Origin of the sequence: Kushneria marisflavi (assembly GCF_002157205.1) — a bacterium.
GTDB classification, from domain to species: Bacteria; Pseudomonadota; Gammaproteobacteria; order Pseudomonadales; family Halomonadaceae; genus Kushneria; species Kushneria marisflavi.
The window spans coordinates 149,654-170,491 of record NZ_CP021358.1; the positions used below are offsets into that span (position 1 = coordinate 149,654).

Here is a 20,838-nt window from a genome sequence, read left to right on the forward strand (position 1 = left end):
TACGCCCACTTTGTTTCGGAAATACCCGCTTGTTTTCAGCACGCTTACTGATCCGTCGACGCAAAAATCCCGACGAACCCCGCGTTCGTCTTGAGCGCGAAGGACGCGACCGCATCCGCCGCATTACTCAGGCGATGAACAAGGTCCCCTGGACCAACAGTGCCATGCAGATTATTTGGGTCAGCGGCCCGGTCACCCTGCTTGGCGCCTGGGTCGGTTACCTGCTCGGTTATGGCCGTGGTCCCTCGATGGAAAACTATGTGTTTTTCATCAGTTATGCCCTGATCACGGGCCTTGCCGGGATCATCGCCAACTTTGCCCATCACCTGACGAGGGGTCGCAAGCATGAACGGGCGGCGGCCAGGGTGTCTCAGGTGCTTGATACCCTGCCGGAGCTGGTACTCATCACCCGTAACCTGATTGTTGAAAGTCTTGAAGGCGATGCCCGCCGGCGCGAGGCCGCCGCCATGCTGCTGCGAAAGCATGACCTGGCCCCCGAGGGCGTGGAGCTTGCAGCCATTGAGTTGCTCGACGACGAGGAAAGCGCCCGACGTATTGCCCAGATCGATGTTTACCGGCGCGTCGGTATGCAATCACGCATTCGCGATCTGGTGGGGCTTTACCGCGAGCATATCGACCCGAGACTCAACGAACTGGCCGACGTGGCGCCAGAAGCCATTTCCCTGCTGCGCGATCGTTTTGCCGGGCGTGCGCCGGATCTGCATCAGGGCGTGGCACGAGATGAAAACTTTATCGAGCGTGTACTGGCAGCCATCGAGCAGGACAACGCGCTGCTTATGACGCTGCAGGACGTCGAGGAGATGATCATTCTGGCCTTTGAGCTGCTCTGTGGTCGCCGCATCCCCATGCTGACCTTCGAGTATCGCGGACGCTGGCACCTGGCTCGCGCGCTTGATGCCCTCGAACAGACCCGCTCCCGCTATCGTATCCAGCAGGCCACCGGACTCTCCCGTCTCAAGGCCCTGACCGTCTATCTGGCAGAACAGTCGGGCACCCTGGTCGAAGACGCCGCCGCCGGTCTGCGCGCCGAGACCCTGACAGCGCGCTGCCGACAGGCCATGGATGCGCTGTCCGAGCAGATCGAACATCTGGCCAGCGGCGTGAAGCAGGGACGCAGCGATTTACGCCCGGAGCTGCGCGAACGCGCCGAAATCCTGACCAACGCCATCAAGCTGTTTCGAAGCGTGCAGGAAAACTATGGTCAAATCGCCCGGAGCCACGCCACGCTCATTCGTCATTCTCAGCGCTGGGAAGCCATTACCGAGCAGATGAACGACAAGGCGACCCACCTGCAGGTCGGGCCGGGCAAGCGAGGGCTTCGCATTCATGAAAACCATATCGAGCTGACGGACGGTGAAAAGGCTCGCGTCTGCCGCCATCTGGCCCGCTATCTTAACGAAACACGTGCCGACCGCGAGCGGTATCACCAGCAGGACCACGGCAGCCAAGGGGCTACGACCAGTGGCTATATCGCCATGGCCAAGCATCTGGCCATCGAGATCGCCCTTGCGCTTGAGCCCTATATTCATCTCTCGCGCCCGGAAGTCCAGCGCGCCATCAACGCCACCAATGCGGCCTATTTCGGACATCTCGAACCGGATCTATCCGCGGCAGCCAAGGCCACACTGGGGGCAGCCATGGTCAATGAGATCAACGACGACCTGTCTCGTAGCGCCGAATCACTGGCCATCGCCCTGGTTCGTCACTATCGGGTAGCGCTTGAACCCGAGGCGATTAACTTCCTGATCCGCCAATACGGTGCCCGTGCCTCGACGCTGAATATCCTGTCCAACATTGACCAGACCGCCCATCGCAATATTAGCCTGCTCAGCCAGCGCCCCGCCGGTATCGGTACTGTCCCAAGGCGTTGGTACAGGGCGCTGATCAAGGCCAAGAGGGCATTGAACTGACATGCAACTGATTATTGCCGAGAAACCCTCACTGGGTCGTGCCATCGCCTCAGCCCTGCCCGGGCGCTTCAGCCAGTCGGAAGGTGCGCTGAGCAGCGCTGAAATTACGGTCAGCTGGTGTTTTGGCCATCTGCTGGAGCAGGCGGCTCCGGAAGCCTATGACGAGCGTTTAAAGCGCTGGCGCCTGGATGATCTGCCCATTATCCCCTCGCAATGGAAGCTGGTGCCCCGCCAGAAAGCGCGTGGCCAGCTCGCCATTCTGCGCCGTCTGATCAAGTCCGCCAACAGGGTCATCCACGCTGGCGACCCAGACCGCGAAGGCCAGCTGCTGGTACAGGAAACCATTGAATATCTGGGCTGGAAGGGGCCGGTCGAGCGCCTTTTGATCAGCGACATGAATACGCCCGCCGTCAAGCGCGCCTGGCAAACGCTTGAAGACAATGCCCGGTTTCAACCGCTCTACCAGGCCGCGCTGACCCGATCACGGGCAGACTGGCTGTATGGCATCAACCTGACGCGAGCGTGGACGGTGACCGGCCAGCAGGCCGGCCTCAAGGGCGTACTCTCCATTGGGCGGGTGCAGACGCCGCTGCTCGGGCTGATCGTGCGCCGTGATAGAACCATCGAAGATTTCCAGCCGGTAGATTTCTATCCGTTATGGGCGGACTTCGACACTCGCCAGGGCACTGTTCGCGCCTGGTGGCAGCCGAGCGATCAGCACCGTCAGGATGATCAGGGTCGCCTTCTGGACGCCGAGCCCGCCCGGGCACTGGCAGCAAAACTGCCCGGTCAGTCCGCACTCATTCAGGCCGTAGAGCAGAAACATCAGCGCCAGAGTGCACCGCTGCCCTATTCTCTTTCGACCCTTCAGATCGATGCGGCCCGACGCTATAAAATGTCGGCGCAGTCAGTGCTCGACTGTGCTCAGCGACTGTATGAACGCTACCGTCTGATTACGTATCCGCGCTCGGATTGTCGTTATCTGCCGCGTGATTATCTCAAGGGCGTTGGCGCCACACTACAAAATGCCTGCCAGGGAGATGACACCCTGAAGCAGTGGCAGGCCGGCATCGATACCACTCGCGTGTCGCGTGCCTTCAACGACAAGAAAATCGGTGCCCACCATGCTATTGCTCCGACCGGCCAGATACCACACTGGCAGGCCCTGAGCCGAGACGAGCAAAACGTTTATACGCTGGTGGTGCGCAATGTGCTGGCCCAGTTTTATCCCTCTTTTGAGTATCGGGATACCCGCGTCACGCTGGTGGCGCTTGAGGAGCGATTCATGACGAAAGGTCGTGAAATCCTGCAGCCCGGCTGGCGCGTGCTTTTCAATACGCCCGATGAAGAGGCCACCCTGCCGGCCATGACGCAGGGTGATAAAGCCCGGGTAATACAGTGCGAGGTACAAACACGTCAGACGCGCCCGCCGGAACCCTTTACCGACGCCAGCCTGATCAATGCCATGACTCATGTCGCACGCTACGTCACCGACAACACGGTTCGGGCCACGCTCAAGGAGACGGATGGGCTGGGGACCGAGGCCACGCGAGCCAGCATGATCGAGACGCTGTTGAGTCGCGACTATGTGTATCGCCAGTCGGGCACCATCCGTGCCACACGACGAGGACGCGGCTTGATCGATGCCCTGCCGGAAAGCCTCTCCGGCCCTGAACGAACAGCCCTATGGGAACAGCGACTCTCGCGCGTTCGCGAAGGCAACGACTCGCTGGCCGCCTTTCTCGAGGATATGGCAGGAGAGCTCAAAACCCTGGTCGGTGATGTCGATGCCGCGCGCCTTGCCCGCGCCATGCAACAGGCTGGCGGTGAACAGCCACAGGCAGCTACCGATCGAAAAAAAACCACCCGACGCGGCAAGAGCAACCGTCAGCCCCCCTCAGGGTCGCGCAAGCGTACCGGACGAAGCAGTTCGAAGGGTCGCAGCACTTCCTAACGTTTAATGCCATGGCGGAGTCCTGACCTTGCGAGTAAATTCCGGCCATTAAAAAAACCCGCATCAGCCATTGCTGATGCGGGTATCAGACAGAACAATCTGTTAGCGCAATACGTGCTTACTTGGCAGCGTTATAGCGCTTTTCGACTTCTGCCCAGTTTACGACGTTCCAGAACGCCTTAAGGTAGTCCGGGCGACGATTCTGATAGTTCAGGTAGTAGGCATGCTCCCACACGTCTACACCCAGAATCGGCGTGGCATCGCAGCCGCCGTAGGCAGCGGAAGAGACCGGGCTATCCTGGTTGGCAGTGGAAACGATTTCCAGCTTGCCATTCTTGACTACCAGCCATGCCCAGCCGGAGCCAAAACGACCCTTGGCAGCGGTCTCGAACTTCTCGGCAAAGGCTTCAACGCTACCGAACGTCTTTTCGATATCGTTCATCAACGTGGGGAATTCCTTCAGACCACGCGCATTGGGCGTCAGGATTTCCCAGAACAGGGAGTGGTTGGCGTGGCCGCCAGCATTGTTGCGAAGTGCTGTACGCTGCTCTTCGGGAACGCGGTCGAGCTGCTTGAGCAGTTCGGACGCTTCGAGTCCTGCCAGATCTTCAGGAATCTTTTCCAGCGCAGCGTTTGCGTTGGTCACATAGGTGTTGTGATGCTTGCCATGGTGAATTTCCATCGTCTGCGCATCGATATGGGGTTCGAGTGCATCAAATGCATAGGGCAGTTCGGGAAGCTTATAAGCCATGGTCAAACTCCTTTTCGCTCACTGAGCGGGTTTAAACCGACGACTGCATTTCTCCCTGCAATCGTCATGAAAGTTGAGGACACAACGAGATGGCTAACCACCTCCACGTGCGTCCTATAAGACATTAGGTGCCAACGCTGTCTTTTCAAGGTCAACGACACAATTCTTTATTCGCCCTTTGTGTCGTTGCCTCACTCATTGGGCCTAACCTGTATTGCGAAGGCCTGCTGAAATCCCCGCCATGGTCACCATCAGAGCCCGCTGGAGATCCGGCGAAATATCGCCCTCATGCTCACGGCTTCGGTAAAGCAGTTCGGCCTGTAGTCCATGTAGCGGGTCAATATAGGGGTTGCGCACATCGACGGCCTGACGGATCAGTGGCGCATGTTCGAGCAGATGCTCCTGTTGACGAATGCGCAACAGCGTCGCCTCAAGCCCCTCCAGACGCTCACGCAATGACGTGCCCAGCGCTCTGGAATTTTCATCCTCGATCAGACGCTCTTCATAATAGGCGTTGATGCCGGCATCAGCCTTGGCCAGCAACATCTCGAGCATGTCCAGGAAAGTGCCAAAGAAGGGCCACTCGTTCATCATCTCACGCAGACGCGCCATCCCTTCTTCACTGTCACTGCGCTCGGCAAAGGCAGCATCGCTGCCCAGCCATGCCGGCAGCATCAGGCGCGTTTGCGTCCAGGCAAAGATCCAGGGGATGGCTCTGAGCGTTTCGACACCGCCTGTCGCGCGACGCTTGGCCGGACGCGACCCCAGCGGCAGACCGGACAGCGCCGTTTCCGGAGTGACTGCGCGAAAATAGGGAACAAAGGCCGGATCTTCACGAACGATGCCCGAGTACACCTGATGAGCGCGTGCAGCGAGATGATCCATCTCCTCCCGCCATTCCTGCTTTGGCTCGATCGGCGGCAGCAGCGTGGCTTCGAGCACGGCGCTGAGGTAGATCTCCATCGAGCGCACGGCAATTCGAGGCTGACCGAACTTGAAGCGAATCATCTCGCCCTGTTCGGTGACACGCAGGCTGCCCTGAACCGAGCCCGGAGGCTGAGAGAGGATGGCCGCATGCGCCGGACCGCCCCCACGACCTACCGTACCGCCCCGGCCGTGGAACAGCGTCAGCGTTACACCATGTTCATGACATACCTTGACCAGTCGCTCCTGAGCACGATACTGCGCCCAGGCCGCCGCCAGCTGCCCGGCATCCTTGGCCGAATCCGAGTAGCCGATCATGACTTCCTGGCGCGCATCGATCAGCGCCTGGTACTCCGGCATGCCCAGCAGGTCATTGATCACATGGCCGGCACGGTCGAGATCATCAAGCGTTTCGAAAAGCGGGGAAATGGGCAGGCTGACCCGGCCACCAACCGCCTTCATCAGCAGTGCCACGGCCAGCACATCGCTGGCCTGACCGGCCATGGAGATCACGTAGGACCCGAGTGCCTCACTGTATTCCGAGCCGATGACGTCAAAGGTATCGAGCACCTCTCGCACATCGTCCGAGCAGGGCCACTGCGCCGGAATCAACGGACGCGGCGACCCCAGCTCCTTGAGCAGAAATTCGCGACGGGCGGGTTCATCCCATTCGGCGTAGTTGCCCAGCCCCAGGTATTGGGTCAGCTCTTCGAACACCTGCGTATGCCGCGTGGATTCCTGACGAATATCCAGACGGGTCATGGTGGTGCCGAAACAGGCCACGCGGCGCAGCGTGTCCAGCAGCGCCCCGTTGGCGATCACATCAAGGCCACAGGCCATCAGTGAGTGGTAGCAGGCTTCCAGTGGCGCCTGCAGGGCCTCCCGGGTATCCACCGTGGGCCGCTCGCCGCTCCAGCCGTGCCCTTCCCAGATCATCTGAGCCTTGTCACGGGTCGCAGCCAGACGCTGCTCAAGATCGCTGAGTACCTTTCGATACGGTTCAGGACAGGGACCGCCCGCCAGCTCGATCAGTTCGGGCGTGGCCTTCCACATCGACAGTTCAAGACGTAACTGCTGAACATCGCGCCGGAAGCTCTCGGCCGCACGGTGTCGCTCGAGCAGCAGTACTTCACGAGTCACGGCTGACGTTACGTTGGGATTGCCGTCGCGATCCCCTCCCATCCATGACGCAAACCGAATGGGCGCTGCTTCCAGCGGTAGCCGACGGCCCGCACGTGCCAGCAGCATCTGATCCAGTTCACGGTAGAAGGTTGGCACCGCCTGCCACAGCGACTGCTCGATGACCGCCAAACCCCAGCGTGCTTCATCAACCGGTGTTGGCCGTTCAGCGCGTATTTCACTGGTGTGCCAGGCCTGGCTGACCAGCTCGTTCAGCCGCCCCTGAAGCTGCTCCAGACGCTCGGGATACTCGTCGCTGCCGTTGATTTCAGCCAGACAGAGATTGATGGCATCGTATTTGCGAATCAGGGTCCGCCGAACCACCTCGGTCGGATGCGCCGTCATCACAAGCTCGATGCGCATTGAGGCAATCCGCTCGAGGAGCGCTTCTCCATCATGCCCTTCCCGAGTCAGGCGCTCGAGCAGCTCATCCAGCCTCGGCTGGGTACCAGGGCGGTAATCCTCGACCCGGCGAAAGCGGCCGCGATAGTGCTGTTCGGCCAGGTTGGCAAGATTCAGAAACTGATTGAAGGCCCGAGTGACCGGCAGCATGCGCTCTTCAGGCAGGGCGCGTAGATAGTCGATCAATTCGGCACGGGCACCGGCATCCTTGCGCCCCTGCTTGGCCAGCGCTCGAATTTTTTCGATCTGGTCAACAAAATCGGTGCCAAGGTCATCGGCAATGGTATGCCCAAGACTGTCGCCGAGCAGACGCACATGCTCACGCAGGGAGGCATGAAGCACATTGTCTTCCAGCGCATTATCGTTATTGGAAACCTCCCCTGAAGAGACACCTTCAGGGGCAGAAGAAGAAACGTGTTGCATGAAAGACTCCGCGAGGCTCATGACAGGAGTCCAGAGCCTGACGCGGACGGGCAACAACAACAACACTACAACAATGACTTGCGACCAAAGTCGAACCCATCAAGGCTGACGATGCTATTCACGCTCAATGCGTTTTGCGTCCTGCCAATGACGTTCAAGGGTACCAGGGTCAGTACTGCCGATCGCCTGTCCGCTGGCCTGCACGGCGCTTTCGACGTCGCGAAAACGGCTTTCAAAACGCTTTCCGGTACCACGCAATGCCTGTTCCGGATCAATGTCCAGATGACGGGCCAGGTTGACCATCGCGAACAAGAGATCCCCCAGCTCGGCGCTCATGTTCTCCTGATGCCCGGCCTCAATCTCGACTTCAAGCTCGGCCAGCTCTTCTCGCACCTTGTCCAGAGCACCACGATGGTCCGGCCAGTCAAAGCCTGCCCGGGCAGCACGACTGGAAAGCTTGCCGGCCCGCGACAAAGCCGGTAGTGCCAGTGGAATATCATCAAGCAATGATCTGGCCTCACGCGCCTCGCGCTCGTCAGCCTTGCGCGCCTCCCAGCGCTGCCCGACCCTGGAGGTATCTACATCGGCGGCCGCCACGCCCTGTCGACGCGAGCCGAGATGTCCCTCGGGGAACACATGCGGATGACGAATGATCATCTTGGTCGTCAGGACATCGACCACGTCATGAAAATCGAAGCGCCCTTCCTCACTACCGAACTGGGCGTAATAGACGATCTGAAACAGCAGATCGCCCAGCTCACCGGGAAGCTCATCAAAGGCGCGACGCTCGATGGCATCGGCCACCTCATGAGCTTCTTCAAGCGTATGCGGGACGATCGAATCCCAGTGCTGGGCAACATCCCAGGGACATCCCTGTTGCGGGTCCCGAAGTACCTGCATCAGCAGCATTAAATCATCTAGCGTGTAACGCGATGAGGCTTTCATCAAAGGGCCCTTATCTACCGAAAATACATCTACAGGGGGTCAATGTAGATTGCCGCCCCCCTGACGCAGTCGACGAATATCGGTCACATTAGTCAACTGCCCGATTCGATTGATCACCTTGGACAGGGCATCAAGACCTGACACCTCAAGGGTGATTTTCAGTGTCGCCATGTGATCATCACGATTGGTCGAAGTGTTGACCCCCAGAACGTTGACCTTTTCATTGGAGAGGATACCGGTGACATCACGCAGCAGGTTGGAGCGATCCCATGCCTTGATTTCAATGTCGACCGGATACTGGATCGGCTGTTGCTGCCCCCACTCGACCTGAACGATACGCGCCGGCTCATCGCTTTGAAGCTGCAGGATATTGGGGCAGTCCTGACGGTGAACGGTCACGCCACGCCCTTGAGTTATGAACCCCACGATGTCGTCGCCGGGGACAGGATGACAGCAGTTCGCCATCTGGGTCTTGAGATTGCCGACCCCCAGCACGGTAATGGTATCGGTATTCTCCCGCACGCCCTGACGACGTGGACGGGCAAGCAGACGGTCAAGCTCGTCGACATCTTCGGTTTCACCAAAAAGATGCTGCGCCTGAGAGAGCACCTGCCCGATACGCAGATCACCGGCGCCAATGGCGGCGTACATGTCCTCGGGACTGTTGTAGTTGACCGACTGGGCCAGACGCGTACGGTCCAGCCGCTCGAGATCGAGACGACGAAACTCACGCTCCAGCAGGACGCGCCCCTCCTCTTCATTCTGTTCTCGCGCCTGCAGCTTGAACCATGACTGGATCTTGGCTCGGGCCCGGGAGGTGCAGACATAACCCAGCGAGGGGTTGAGCCAGTCGCGGCTTGGCCCGCCCTTGGTGGCATTGAGAATTTCCACCTGCTGACCGGTCTTCAGGCGATAGGTCAAGGGCACGATACGACCATCCACCTTGGCGCCACGGCAGTGGTGACCGACTTCCGTATGGACGCGGTAGGCAAAGTCGATCGGCGTGGCCACCCGCGGCAGGTCGATGACATGACCATCAGGGGTAAAGACGTAGATACGATCCGGGGCGATATCGGAGTTGAGCCCTTCGGTCAGATCGGTAAGCTCGCCGACCTCTTCCTGCCACTCCAGCACCTGACGCAGCCAGGCAATCTTTTGCTCATAGCTGCGACTTTTGGAGTCAACATCCGTGCCCTTGTAGCGCCAGTGCGCGCATACGCCAAGTTCTGCATCTTCATGCATGGCGAAGGTACGAATCTGGATTTCCAGCACCTTGCCTTCCGGGCCGAAGACCGCCGTGTGCAGCGATTGATAGCCGTTTTTCTTGGGGTTGGCGATATAGTCATCAAACTCGTTGGGCACGTGATGCCACAGCGAGTGCACAATGCCCAGCACCGTGTAGCAATCGGTCACCTCGGGGACGAGCACCCGAACGGCGCGCACATCATAGACCTGTGAAAAGTCGATGTGCTTGCGCTTCATCTTTCGCCAGATCGAATAAATATGCTTGGCACGCCCGGAAAGATCGTAGCGCGTAATGTTTTGCGCCTCGAGAAGACGCTTGAGCGTATCCACCACATCGTGAATATAACGATTGCGATCCAGCCGCTTCTCCGCCAGCTGTTTGGCAATGGTCTTGTAATCGTTTTCATGCAGGTAGCGAAAGGAAAGGTCCTCCAGCTCCCATTTGATCTGACCGATGCCCAATCGATGCGCCAGTGGGGCATAGATATCAAAGACCTCACGCGCCACACGAAGAGCACGCTCACGCGAGCCGTCCTTGACCTGACGCAGCATGCTGGTGCGCTCGGCAATCTTGATCAGAGCCACCCGAACATCATCCACCATGGCAACCAGCATCTTACGCAGATTTTCCTGCTGATTGTGCTGGGTCATGCCCTGATGATCCGGTGCCTGCAATTGAGAGATGGCAGCCATGCGCAGCACGCCATCGATCAAGCCCGAGACCTCCGCCCCGAACTCGCGCTCGATCACTTCCAGACGCGTCAGACCCTCTCGCACACTGCGATAAAGGACTGCAGCCGTAATGGCCTGCTGATCGAGCTTGAGCTCGCTGAGAATATCGGCCATTTCAAGACCGATACGAAAGGCAGAGTAAATATCACGCCAGGCAGGCTGCTGACTGGCCGCCTCCTGATTGATCTTCGCTGCAAATCGACACGCGCGCTCAAGCTCGGCTGGGTCCTTGAGCGCAACTTCGTTTTGAAGATGTGTCATCCAGGTCGTGATATCGACCCGTCCATCGGCATCGAGCGGCTGATCTTCACGAACCTTGACCATGTAACGCGATTCCCATCATGTCTTTTATGTAGGCTGACGCTCGAGCAGCACCAGCGATTCCAGATGTGCCGTTTGCGGAAACATGTCGGCCACCGCGGCCTTGACAAGGCGATAGCCGCCCTCGATCAATAGATGCACATCGCGTGCCAGTGTGGCCGGTTCACAGGACACATAAAGCACTCTTGAGGGCCCCTTGACGGCCAGTGACTGACAAATGCCCTGAGCACCGGCACGAGGCGGGTCGAGCACCACAAGTGCGGCATCCTCAAGACCGGCAGGCGCTTTGGCAAGATCCGTACAGCGTGCTTCGACATGATTCGACACGCCGGCTCTTTCTGCATTATCGCGCAGGCGCTGCACCATTGACTCTCGACCTTCGTAGGCGATGACCCGAGCCCCCGCAGCCGCAAGCGTCAGCGAAAAATTACCCACTCCGGCAAAAAGATCCACGACCGGCATTTCCTCACTCACTTCGGCCCATGCCAGTACCTGCGCTACCAGCTGATGATTGACCTCGGCATTGGCCTGCAGGAAATCGCCACTTCGTACATGGATACTGGCCGCATCGTCTTTGGGAAGCGCGCGGTAATGAGGCCATACGTCAGGATGATCATCCAGGCGTTCCGATACCGGCGCTTCGCCTTCACCACAAAGAACACTCAAGAGCACTTCATGCGTTCTCGCAAATGCCTGCCAGCGTGCCAGATCGCCGGGCACACGCCGTAGCTGGCGCAGAGTGATCATGACGTGGTCATCCCCGGCCACCAGCTCGATATGACCCAGACGACGTGGGGCCTCAAGGGTTTCGATCAGGGCTCGCAGCGGCTCGATCAACACTTCAAGGCGTGGCTCAAGAATCGGGCACTGCTCGATGTTGAACAATCGATCCTGCCCTCGCACCCGGTAGCCCATATGGATGCGACCATCATTACCAACGCGCACACCCAGTCGCGAGCGACGGCGATATCCCCACGCCTGCCCGGCAAGCGACAACGGTTCAGGCAAGGCAATGTCGTGGCGCGCCAGATGCTCACCAAGCACCTGCTGTTTGTAGCGACGCTGACCTTCAATGGCCAGATGCTGCAGATCACAGCCCCCGCAGCGTCCAAAATGCGCACAGCCGGGCGTCACACGCTCATCAGAGGCCTTGAGTACACGGCGTACATGCCCTTCATCATATCGCCCGTGCTGGGTATGGATGGCCACTTCGATCTCTTCACCGGGTAGCGCCTGCTCGATAAAAAGCGTCTTGCCCTCCCGATTGTGCGCCACGCCGCGCCCATCGTGCGCCAGACGCTTGATCACGACACTACCTTCGTCGTCGCGCTTCGCTCCCGGTGATTCAAGACGCTTGCGCGTTGCGGGGCGCTGCTGACGACGCTGTCCCAACATGGCCATGATCAGTGCTGCTCCGGAGCATAAAGACCGGTGGAGAGATATCGATCTCCCCGATCACAAACAATAAAGGCGATCACGGCGTTGTCGACCTCATGGGCAATACGAAGGGCGCCGGCCAGCGCGCCGCCCGAGGAAACCCCAGCCAGAATGCCCTCCTCGCGCGCCAGACGCCGCATGTATTCTTCAGCCTCCTGCTGGCCGATATCGATGATTCTATCAACACGTGACTGTTCAAAGATGCTCGGCCGATAGGCTTCAGGCCAGCGACGGATACCGGCGATGCTGGCACCATCCTCGGGTTGAAGGCCTACGATCTGAATCGCATCGTTTTTCGACTTCAGATAGCGCGACACGCCCATGATGGTCCCGGTCGTACCCATGGAGCTGACGAAATGGGTAATCCTGCCGCCCGTCTGCTCCCAGAGTTCAGGGCCGGTCGTTTCAAAGTGCGCCAGCGGATTGTCATGATTGGCAAACTGATTGAGCGGCTTGCCTTCTCCGCGAGCGATCATGGCATCGGCCAGATCCCGGGCACCTTCCATGCCCTGATCCCTGGTCACCTCGATCAGACGAGCACCGTAGGCCGCCATGGCCTGCTTGCGCTCGCTGCTGGCACTGTCGGGCATGATCAAAATCATTTTGTAGCCGCGGATGGCGGCGGCCATGGCCAGCGCAATGCCGGTATTGCCGGAAGTCGCTTCAATCAGCGTATCGCCGGGCGTGATTTCACCCCGTGCCTCAGCATGCGTGAGCATCGAAAGCGCCGGTCGGTCCTTGACCGAACCAGCGGGGTTATTGCCCTCAAGCTTGGCCAGCAGCGTATTGCTGCCCACCTGAAGTCGCTTGAGACGCACCAGCGGGGTATGCCCGACGGTGGATTCAATTGTGGGGTAATCCATGCAGCGCTCCAGAATCAACGGGATGCCAGAAAAGAGCCAATTATAGCGCGGCCCGCTTAATGCTTTGTTTTCAGTCCGGGCGCTCGAACGTGCTGTAGGCGCGCGCCTGCACCATCAAGCGCTTCATCTCCCGCACGGCCTCACCCAGCCCGGTCAATGCCGCACGCGACACGATCGCATGACCAATATTGAGCTCATGAAACCAGGGCATGGCCGCAATGGCCTCCACATTGTGGTAGTGAAGACCATGGCCTGCGTTGACGGTCATGCCAAGGGTATGAGCCATCTCGGCAGCCGCGGCAATACGAGCAAGCTCAATGTCGGCATCCTGACCCGACGCTTCCACCCAGGCACCGGTGTGCAGCTCTATCACGGGAGCGCCGGCATCAAAGGCCGCTCGAATCTGAGCCGGCTCGGGATCGATAAATAATGACACTTCACAACCGACCGCACTCAGGCGCTGACAGGCCTTGCGAATGCGATCAAGACCGCCGACCACATCCAGCCCGCCTTCGGTGGTCAGCTCTTCACGTTTTTCAGGCACCAGGCAGACGTTGGCAGGCCGGAGGCGCTCGGCCAGAGCAATCATTTCTTCGACCACGGCCATTTCAAGATTAAGACGCGTATTGAGCATTTGCGTGGCAAGCTCAATGTCACGATCCTGAATATGACGACGATCCTCGCGCAGATGCATGGTGATGCCATCAGCGCCAGCGTCTTCACTGATCAGCGCGGCCTGTACCGGATCAGGGAAACGTGTACCTCGCGCCTGCCTCAGCGTTGCGATGTGATCAACGTTGACCCCCAGCAGAATACGCGGTGGCAAGGCATTGGCGATCTGGTCAGACATGTCATTCTCCTTCAGCGTGTGCCGTTTCGACGGCGGCGCATCAGCTCATTCATCAGTTCACGAGAGCGCAATTCACGACTCCCCAGAAGCGGCGCCAGCGCCTGACGCATCAGGACACGAGCGGTACCGGCAAGGCCCGAGGAATCCCAGTCTCCACGCGCCAGCCACCCCAGTGCACGCGCCTCGAACGCTGGCTCTTCCGGAGGTGCCGGACGAAAACGCTTCAAGGCAGGGTTGTAGAGATAACGCCCTTCACGATCCAGCGGTCTGTCCTGCTCATCGAGAAAGACAGGCTCACTGTCGAGCGCTTCAAGAAGTGTAATTTCAAAGCGCCTGAGCGCACCGCTGCGTCGGTCGGGAAAAGGCAGGGCCTCAAGCAGGGCCGCATAAAAGGCAAACAGGGTGTCCACCGGCATCGATAGCGGCAAAAGACGACTCATCAATTCATTGGCGTAAAGACCGCAGATGAGCCCTTCCCCTGCCAGCATGGCCCCTGGGCCCTGGGATTCAATGATCCTCAGCGTTTTCAGATCTCCTTCACCCTGCCAGGTCAGATGCAGCGGCGTGAAGGGCTGAAGACGGTGACGTGTTCGGCTACCCGGACGCATGACCCCGCGGGCCACGGCGCGAATACGCCCATCATGCAGGGTCAGAATATCGGCCAGCGCACTGGTCTCACGCCAGGCCTGACGGTGCAGCAGATACGCCGGCTGCAATTCCATGATCAGTCCAGATCGTAACCGAGGCTTTTCAGAGCGCGTGCATCATCCGACCAGCCTCGCTTGACCTTGACCCAGAGCTTGAGCATGACCTTGCAGTCAAAGGCCCGCTCCATTTCAAGGCGGGCTTCCTGACCGATTTTCTTGATGCGATCCCCCCCCTCTCCGATCAGAATCTTTTTCTGACCATCGCGCTCGACCAGCATCAGGGCATGGATATGGATGATGTGACCTTCGTCACGAAACTGCTCGACTTCTACCGTCATCTGATAGGGCAGTTCGTCACCCAGCTGACGCATGACCTTTTCACGCACAAGCTCGGCAGCCAGAAAACGCTGGCTGCGATCGGTCACCTGATCCTCAGGGAAGAAATGAACGTTCTGCGGCAGGTGTTTGGCAACTTCGGCCTCGAGTGCCTCAACGTTGGTGCCATGACGCGCCGAGATCGGCACGATGGCGGCAAAGTTGCGACGCTTTTCAAGCTCGGCCAGCCAGGCCATGAGTTTCGAGCGATCCTCGATCCAGTCCACCTTGTTGACCGCCACGATCACCGGTGCCTGAACGTGAGAGAGCTTCTCCAGCACGACGTCGTCTTCGCTGGTCCATTTCGTGCGATCAACGATGAAGACAACACAATCGATATCACGTAATGCCTGCGTGGCAGCCTGATTCATGAAGGCATTAATGGCCCGATTACGGTCCTTCTGCATGATGTGGATACCAGGCGTATCCACATAGATGGTTTGCGTATCGGCTTCGGTCTTGACGCCCATGACCTGGTGGCGAGTCGTCTGCGGACGCCGCGAAGTAATTGAAATCTTTTGACCCAGAATGCGATTCATCAGGGTCGATTTGCCCACGTTGGGGCGGCCGACAATGGCCACAAATCCACAGCGCGTGGGCGCACCGGATTCGGGAGTGTCGTCCGTGGTGATATCGTTCATGAGATGCTCCACGTTAACGTGTGTCCGGTGTTAAAAGGGTGATTCGCAGGATTTATCGCGCTAGGGCAAGCAATCATCGCCGGGCGGACTCGATCAGCGCCAGCGCCTGCTCGGCCGCCTGCTGTTCGGCATGCCGGCGGCTGGCACCGGTGCCACTGGTGGGCGCCTTGAGCACATCAACATGGCAGCTGACCGTAAACTGCTGGGCGTGAGCCTCTCCTTCAATATTGAGAACCTCATAGCGCGGCAGCGGTATCTGGCGAGACTGCAAGAATTCCTGCAGGCGTGTCTTGGGATCCTTCTGGGTATCCTCAAGATTGAGCGCCTTGAGACGCGTTTCATACCAGGCCAGCACACAACGTCTGGCAATGACCATGTCACTATCAAGATAGATGGCGCCGATGATGGCTTCCACGGCATCAGCCAGAATGGAATCACGGCGATGACCGCCGCTTTTCATCTCACCGGAGCCCAGGCGAAGAAACTGGCCAAGCTCGAACTCGCGTGCCAGTTCGGCCAGCGTTTCTCCCTTCACAAGCCGCGCTCTGAGTCTTGAAAGCTGCCCTTCACGTGCCTGAGGAAAACGCGAATAAAGTGCCTCACCCACGACAAAGTTGACAATGGAATCGCCCAGAAACTCGAGGCGTTCGTTATTGGCACCGCCGTAGCTGCGATGCGTCAGGGCAAGTTCAAGGCGGCTCTTGTCGTCAAAACGATAGCCGAGACGGTCGCTGAGGATGTTGAGGGAACTGCTCACGAGATAGTCGCTTTATTCAATGAAACAGGCATAAATGATAACAGAAGCTGTCCTTCGACAGCTTCTGTCAGATGGGATTTTCCATCAGAACCTTCTGACGGAAAGAAAACGGCAAACGTCAGTGCAGCAATCTGGCCTTGGTGAAGTCCGGCAGACCACCATTCCAGTGCATCCAGACACCAAAGGCACGGCCCACGATATTCTCTTCCGGGACAAAGCCCCAGTAACGGCTATCGTTGGAGTCGTCGCGGTTGTCGCCCATCATGAAGTAGTGGCCGGGCGGCACGGTGACTTCACTCATCTGCGGTCCGGGCGCGTCAAGATTATTGAAGATATGGTGCTCGGCGCCCTTGAGGTATTCCCTGTAAAGCGCCTGAGTGTCGTCAACGCTGTTGTCATCCAGCAGCTCCTTTCGAACCGGCTGTCCGTTGATATAAAGCTGCTTGTCCTGATAGCGGATGCGATCTCCGGGAACCCCGATCACACGCTTGATATAGTTGACCGACGGGTCTCCGGGGAAGCGAAAAACCATGATATCGCCACGTTCGGGTTCACCAACGTCCAGAATCTTTGTATTGATTACCGGCAGGCGCAGACCATAGGAGAACTTGCTGACGGCAATGAAGTCTCCGACATCAAGCGTTGGCTCCATGGAGCGGGATGGGATCTGAAACGGCTCAATGACAAAGGAGCGCAATACCAGCACTACCAGTAGCACTGGAAAAAAGGCCCTGGAATAATCCACATACCAGGGCTCCTTCGGCGTGCTGGACGCTGCCGTATCGTGAGTGACCTCTCCCGGCGGTCGGCTGCCTCCAGTAGAAGTCTTGCGCGTACGGCGCAATACAGCGATATCGAGCAGCCAGATCGCCCCGGTCACAAAAACGGCGACCACCAGCAGAAGTGAAAAATCCATTACATGCTTTCCCGACTCACGGGAGCGTAGCCGGGGCTACGCTCAATCATTGACTTTCAGTACGGCCAGGAAGGCATCCTGTGGAATTTCGACCTTGCCGACCTGCTTCATGCGTTTTTTACCCTGCTTTTGCTTGTCGAGCAGCTTGCGCTTTCTCGACACATCACCACCGTAACACTTGGCCGTCACGTTCTTGCGCAACGCCTTGACAGTGGAACGTGCCACAACATGGCCACCGAGTGCTGCCTGTATTGCGACATCAAACATCTGACGCGGAATCATCTCCTGCATCTTGTCGACCAGCGAGCGTCCGCGCTGATGAGACTGGTCACGATGAACTATGGTCGCCAGCGCATCGACCCGGTCTCCGTTGATCAGAACATCAAGCCGAGCAAGTTTGGCCGCATCAAAGCGCTCGAAGCTGTAATCCAGTGAAGCGTAGCCTTTTGAGATGGATTTCAATCGATCAAAGAAGTCCATCACGACCTCACTCATCGGCAGCTCATAGACCAGCTGCATCTGGCTGCCCAGTACCTGCATGTCGAGCTGCACACCGCGGCGGATCACACACTCGTTGATGACGTTGCCAACGTATTCCTGTGGCACGAGGATATTGGCGCGCACAATGGGCTCGCGAATTTCCTGAACCGAGGACATATCCGGGAGTTTGGAGGGATTGGAAACATACAGAAGCTCTCCATCCTCCATTGCAAGTTCGTAGATAACAGTCGGTGCGGTCGTGAGCAGATCAAGATCGTATTCGCGCTCCAGACGCTCCTGCACAATTTCCATGTGCAGCGTGCCCAGAAAGCCAACGCGGAAACCAAAGCCGAGCGCGTCCGAGTTTTCGGGAATGTAATCCAGCGAGGCATCATTGAGCGCAAGCTTCTCAAGCGCGTCACGAAAATCCTCGTAATCATCGGAGCTGATCGGGAACATGCCGGCATAAACCTGCGGCTTGACCTTTTGAAACCCGGGCAGGCGCTCGACCTGAGGCGTCTTGGCATGAGTGATGGTGTCACCCACCGGCGCCCCCTGGATATCCTTGATACCAGCCACGATATAGCCAACTTCGCCCGCACGCAGCATACCGGTGCTGGTCTGGCGAGGTGTAAATATGCCGATATCGTTGACTTCCCACTCGCGGCCGGTGGATTTCATCAGGATCTTGTCGCCCTTTTTGAGCGTCCCGTCGAAAAGCCGCACCAGTGAGACAACCCCCTGATAGTTATCGAACCAGGAGTCGATGATCAGTGCCTGAACCGGCCTGGTGACATCCCCTTTTGGTGGCGGGATGAAACTGACGAGCTGCTCGAGCAGACCTTCCATGCCAAGACCGCTTTTGGCCGAGACACGCGAAGCATTGCTCGCCTCGATACCGATGATCTCCTCGATTTCGTGGATGACCTTGTCCGGGTCTGCCTGAGGCAGATCCATCTTGTTCAGTACGGGGAGTACTTCCAGACCCTGTTCGATGGCGGTGTAGCAGTTGGCCACCGATTGCGCCTCGACACCCTGCCCGGCATCCACTACGAGCAGCGCTCCTTCACAGGCATACAGCGAACGTGACACTTCATAGGAGAAGTCGACGTGCCCGGGAGTATCGATGAAATTAAGCTGATAAACCGTACCGTCTTCGGCCTTGTAATCGAGCGTGACCGACTGCGCCTTGATCGTGATGCCGCGCTCACGCTCAAGGTCCATGGAGTCGAGTACCTGCTCCTTGAGCTCGCGCTCGGTCAGCCCGCCGCAGATCTGGATGATACGATCAGCCAGGGTCGACTTGCCGTGGTCGATATGGGCAATGATCGAAAAATTGCGGATGTGTTTCAGCGTCCCGTTGCTTGCGTCATTCGTCATTCGAGGTGATCACCTGTTAAAGCGTCGTAAGCCATGGCGCTTCGGCGCGGCATAAACTCTGCGCGCAATCCATGGCCGAAAATGGGCGCATTGTAGCGTGTTGGGGAATCAGGTGATAGGCAATGCCATGAAGGACGTCCCAAGTGCAAAACGGATCGGGTGACAGAAAAGGGGGCCCGAGCAGGCCCCCTTGATCAACCCGCTCGATCAATGCGAGCTCGGGCGTAACGGAACAAACAGCGTGGCACCATCGCGATTGATACGCACAGGGACCGCCTTTTTATCATCCAGCTGGCTGACCAGCTTGCGCAGTGTGCCGACGGAATCCACAGCCTTGCCCGCCAGCTCAACAATCACATCACCCGGCTGAAGGCCGGCACGTGCGGCAGCACTATCCGGCGCCACCTGCTGAACCAGCACGCCGGCATCAATCCCGAGTTGCTGGCGCTGTTCGGCGCTCAATCCCGAGACCGACAGGCCGACGCTATCACTACCCGTCTTTGAGACGTTACCGGCATCGCTGTCGGCATCAGGCCATTGCCCTACCTTGACCTTGATCGTCTGCTCGTGACCATCGCGCTGTACTAGCAGATCGATGCTGTCGCCTGGCGAGACACGCCCGACAAGACGCGGCAGGGCATCGGACGACTCGATATCGCTGTCACCGGCCTTGAGAATGATATCGCCCGAGCGCAGACCCGATTTTTGAGCAGGGCTTTCCGGTGCGACATCGGCAATCAGCGCGCCGCGGGCACGGTCCAGACCAAAGGAATCGGCCAGGTCCTCGGAGACAGGTTGAATGACTACACCCAGCCAGCCGCGATCAACGCGCCCGTTGTCCTTGAGCTGATCGGCAATGTCCATGGCCACATTGATCGGGATGGCAAAGGAGACGCCCATGAAGCCCCCGCTGCGTGTAAATATCTGGGAGTTGATGCCAACCACTTCTCCATCCAGATTAAACAGCGGCCCACCGGAATTACCGGGGTTGATCGCCACATCGGTCTGGATAAAGGGGACATAGCTGTCAGTGGGCAGCGTACGGTTAATGGCACTGACAATGCCTGCAGTGACAGAGTGATCGAATCCAAAGGGAGAGCCAATGGCCGCGACCCACTCACCGGTTTCGAGACTGTCAGAGTTGCCCATCTTGAGCGTGGGAAGGTCGTTGGCGTCGACCTTGACCAAGGCGATATCCGTTTTCTGATCCTGTCCGACCACTTTGGCCTTGAGCTCACGACGATCGTTGAGTCGGACCGTCACGGTATCTGCTCCATCGATGACGTGGGCGTTGGTCAGGATGTAGCCATCCTTGCTGATGATGAAACCAGAGCCCAGCGAACTCAGTGTTCTGCTTCCACCCTGATCAGGCGCGCCACCAAAGCCGGGTGGCATTTGATCACCAAAAAAGTGACGGAAGATATCGGGCAACTGCTGATTGGGGCCCATCATGCCGGAACGAGCAGCGGCTTCCCGCGTCGTTGAGATATTAACTACCGCCGGGGCAGCGCTTTTAACCAGCGCCGTAAAATCCGGCAGACCATTTCGCTGCTCAACGGCTCTGGCCGGCAGAGACATGATCATCAGAGCTGTCATTAACAGCATCAAGAACGCCATGATCTGCCATCTATGGGCAGGCTGGCGATTTGCGGAAGTATCAGTAACAGGCGGGTAATGAAATGAGA

The 20,838-nt window shown here is 58.3% G+C and carries 15 protein-coding genes; 2 read left to right on the forward strand and 13 right to left on the reverse strand.

What is annotated here, in order from left to right:
• Positions 1-29: 29 nt before the first annotated feature.
• On the forward strand, positions 30-1,931 hold the full coding sequence (locus B9H00_RS00770) for a hypothetical protein (RefSeq protein ID WP_086899044.1): 1,902 nt from the start codon (positions 30-32) through the stop codon (positions 1,929-1,931).
• A 1-nt stretch (position 1,932) separates the two neighbouring features.
• Entirely contained in the window at positions 1,933-3,885 is a 1,953-nt protein-coding gene (locus tag B9H00_RS00775; protein WP_086899045.1) for a DNA topoisomerase III, read from the forward strand.
• Positions 3,886-4,003: 118 nt separating this feature from the next.
• On the opposite strand, the gene B9H00_RS00780 is transcribed toward B9H00_RS00775, so the two are convergent.
• The 13 genes from B9H00_RS00780 to B9H00_RS00840 all read right to left on the reverse strand — a co-directional run bounded on the left by B9H00_RS00780 (position 4,004) and on the right by B9H00_RS00840 (position 20,737).
• A complete protein-coding gene (locus tag B9H00_RS00780; protein WP_086899046.1) occupies positions 4,004-4,636 on the reverse strand; it encodes a superoxide dismutase in 633 nt (210 codons plus the stop codon).
• A 204-nt stretch (positions 4,637-4,840) separates the two neighbouring features.
• Entirely contained in the window at positions 4,841-7,564 is a 2,724-nt protein-coding gene (ppc, locus tag B9H00_RS00785) for a phosphoenolpyruvate carboxylase (protein WP_086899047.1), read from the reverse strand.
• Between the two features lie 114 nt (positions 7,565-7,678).
• Positions 7,679-8,509 carry a nucleoside triphosphate pyrophosphohydrolase gene (mazG, locus tag B9H00_RS00790; protein WP_086899048.1) on the reverse strand — a complete coding sequence of 277 codons (831 nt, stop codon included), beginning with the start codon at positions 8,507-8,509 and terminating at the stop codon, positions 7,679-7,681.
• A gap of 39 nt (positions 8,510-8,548) precedes the next feature.
• Complete coding sequence (gene relA, locus B9H00_RS00795) at positions 8,549-10,810, reverse strand: GTP diphosphokinase (RefSeq protein WP_086899049.1); 2,262 nt, start codon at positions 10,808-10,810, stop codon at positions 8,549-8,551.
• Positions 10,811-10,834: 24 nt separating this feature from the next.
• Positions 10,835-12,208 carry an rRNA adenine N-6-methyltransferase family protein gene (locus B9H00_RS00800; protein ID WP_086899050.1) on the reverse strand — a complete coding sequence of 458 codons (1,374 nt, stop codon included), beginning with the start codon at positions 12,206-12,208 and terminating at the stop codon, positions 10,835-10,837.
• A 2-nt stretch (positions 12,209-12,210) separates the two neighbouring features.
• Positions 12,211-13,107 carry a cysteine synthase CysM gene (gene cysM, locus B9H00_RS00805; RefSeq protein ID WP_086899051.1) on the reverse strand — a complete coding sequence of 299 codons (897 nt, stop codon included), beginning with the start codon at positions 13,105-13,107 and terminating at the stop codon, positions 12,211-12,213.
• Positions 13,108-13,177: 70 nt separating this feature from the next.
• Positions 13,178-13,957, reverse strand: coding sequence for a pyridoxine 5'-phosphate synthase (pdxJ, locus tag B9H00_RS00810; RefSeq protein ID WP_086899052.1), 780 nt, complete (start codon positions 13,955-13,957; stop codon positions 13,178-13,180).
• 11 nt (positions 13,958-13,968) lie between these two features.
• Positions 13,969-14,679, reverse strand: a complete 711-nt coding sequence (recO, locus tag B9H00_RS00815) for a DNA repair protein RecO (RefSeq protein WP_086899053.1) — start codon at positions 14,677-14,679, stop codon at positions 13,969-13,971.
• Between the two features lie 2 nt (positions 14,680-14,681).
• On the reverse strand, positions 14,682-15,620 hold the full coding sequence (gene era, locus B9H00_RS00820; protein ID WP_086899054.1) for a GTPase Era: 939 nt from the start codon (positions 15,618-15,620) through the stop codon (positions 14,682-14,684).
• Between the two features lie 73 nt (positions 15,621-15,693).
• Positions 15,694-16,377, reverse strand: coding sequence for a ribonuclease III (gene rnc, locus B9H00_RS00825; protein ID WP_086899055.1), 684 nt, complete (start codon positions 16,375-16,377; stop codon positions 15,694-15,696).
• Positions 16,378-16,495: 118 nt separating this feature from the next.
• On the reverse strand, positions 16,496-17,293 hold the full coding sequence (lepB, locus tag B9H00_RS00830) for a signal peptidase I (RefSeq protein WP_086899056.1): 798 nt from the start codon (positions 17,291-17,293) through the stop codon (positions 16,496-16,498).
• Between the two features lie 42 nt (positions 17,294-17,335).
• Positions 17,336-19,153 carry a translation elongation factor 4 gene (lepA, locus tag B9H00_RS00835; protein WP_086899057.1) on the reverse strand — a complete coding sequence of 606 codons (1,818 nt, stop codon included), beginning with the start codon at positions 19,151-19,153 and terminating at the stop codon, positions 17,336-17,338.
• Between the two features lie 207 nt (positions 19,154-19,360).
• Entirely contained in the window at positions 19,361-20,737 is a 1,377-nt protein-coding gene (locus tag B9H00_RS00840; protein WP_236944320.1) for a DegQ family serine endoprotease, read from the reverse strand.
• Positions 20,738-20,838 lie beyond the last annotated feature (101 nt).

Bases quoted from the DNA above. Each gene is read 5' to 3' on its own strand.
- B9H00_RS00775 (WP_086899045.1), top strand. From the start codon at position 1,933: ATGCAACTGATTATTGCCGAGAAACCCTCACTGGGTCGTGCCATCGCC.
- relA (WP_086899049.1), bottom strand. From the start codon at position 10,810: ATGGTCAAGGTTCGTGAAGATCAGCCGCTCGATGCCGATGGACGGGTC.
- era (WP_086899054.1), bottom strand. From the start codon at position 15,620: ATGAACGATATCACCACGGACGACACTCCCGAATCCGGTGCGCCCACG.
- mazG (WP_086899048.1), bottom strand. From the start codon at position 8,509: ATGAAAGCCTCATCGCGTTACACGCTAGATGATTTAATGCTGCTGATG.
- recO (WP_086899053.1), bottom strand. From the start codon at position 14,679: ATGGAATTGCAGCCGGCGTATCTGCTGCACCGTCAGGCCTGGCGTGAG.
- cysM (WP_086899051.1), bottom strand. From the start codon at position 13,107: ATGGATTACCCCACAATTGAATCCACCGTCGGGCATACCCCGCTGGTG.
- lepA (WP_086899057.1), bottom strand. From the start codon at position 19,153: ATGACGAATGACGCAAGCAACGGGACGCTGAAACACATCCGCAATTTT.
- B9H00_RS00840 (WP_236944320.1), bottom strand. From the start codon at position 20,737: ATGATCATGTCTCTGCCGGCCAGAGCCGTTGAGCAGCGAAATGGTCTG.
- lepB (WP_086899056.1), bottom strand. From the start codon at position 17,293: ATGGATTTTTCACTTCTGCTGGTGGTCGCCGTTTTTGTGACCGGGGCG.
- B9H00_RS00800 (WP_086899050.1), bottom strand. From the start codon at position 12,208: ATGGCCATGTTGGGACAGCGTCGTCAGCAGCGCCCCGCAACGCGCAAG.
- B9H00_RS00780 (WP_086899046.1), bottom strand. From the start codon at position 4,636: ATGGCTTATAAGCTTCCCGAACTGCCCTATGCATTTGATGCACTCGAA.
- pdxJ (WP_086899052.1), bottom strand. From the start codon at position 13,957: ATGTCTGACCAGATCGCCAATGCCTTGCCACCGCGTATTCTGCTGGGG.
- ppc (WP_086899047.1), bottom strand. From the start codon at position 7,564: ATGCAACACGTTTCTTCTTCTGCCCCTGAAGGTGTCTCTTCAGGGGAG.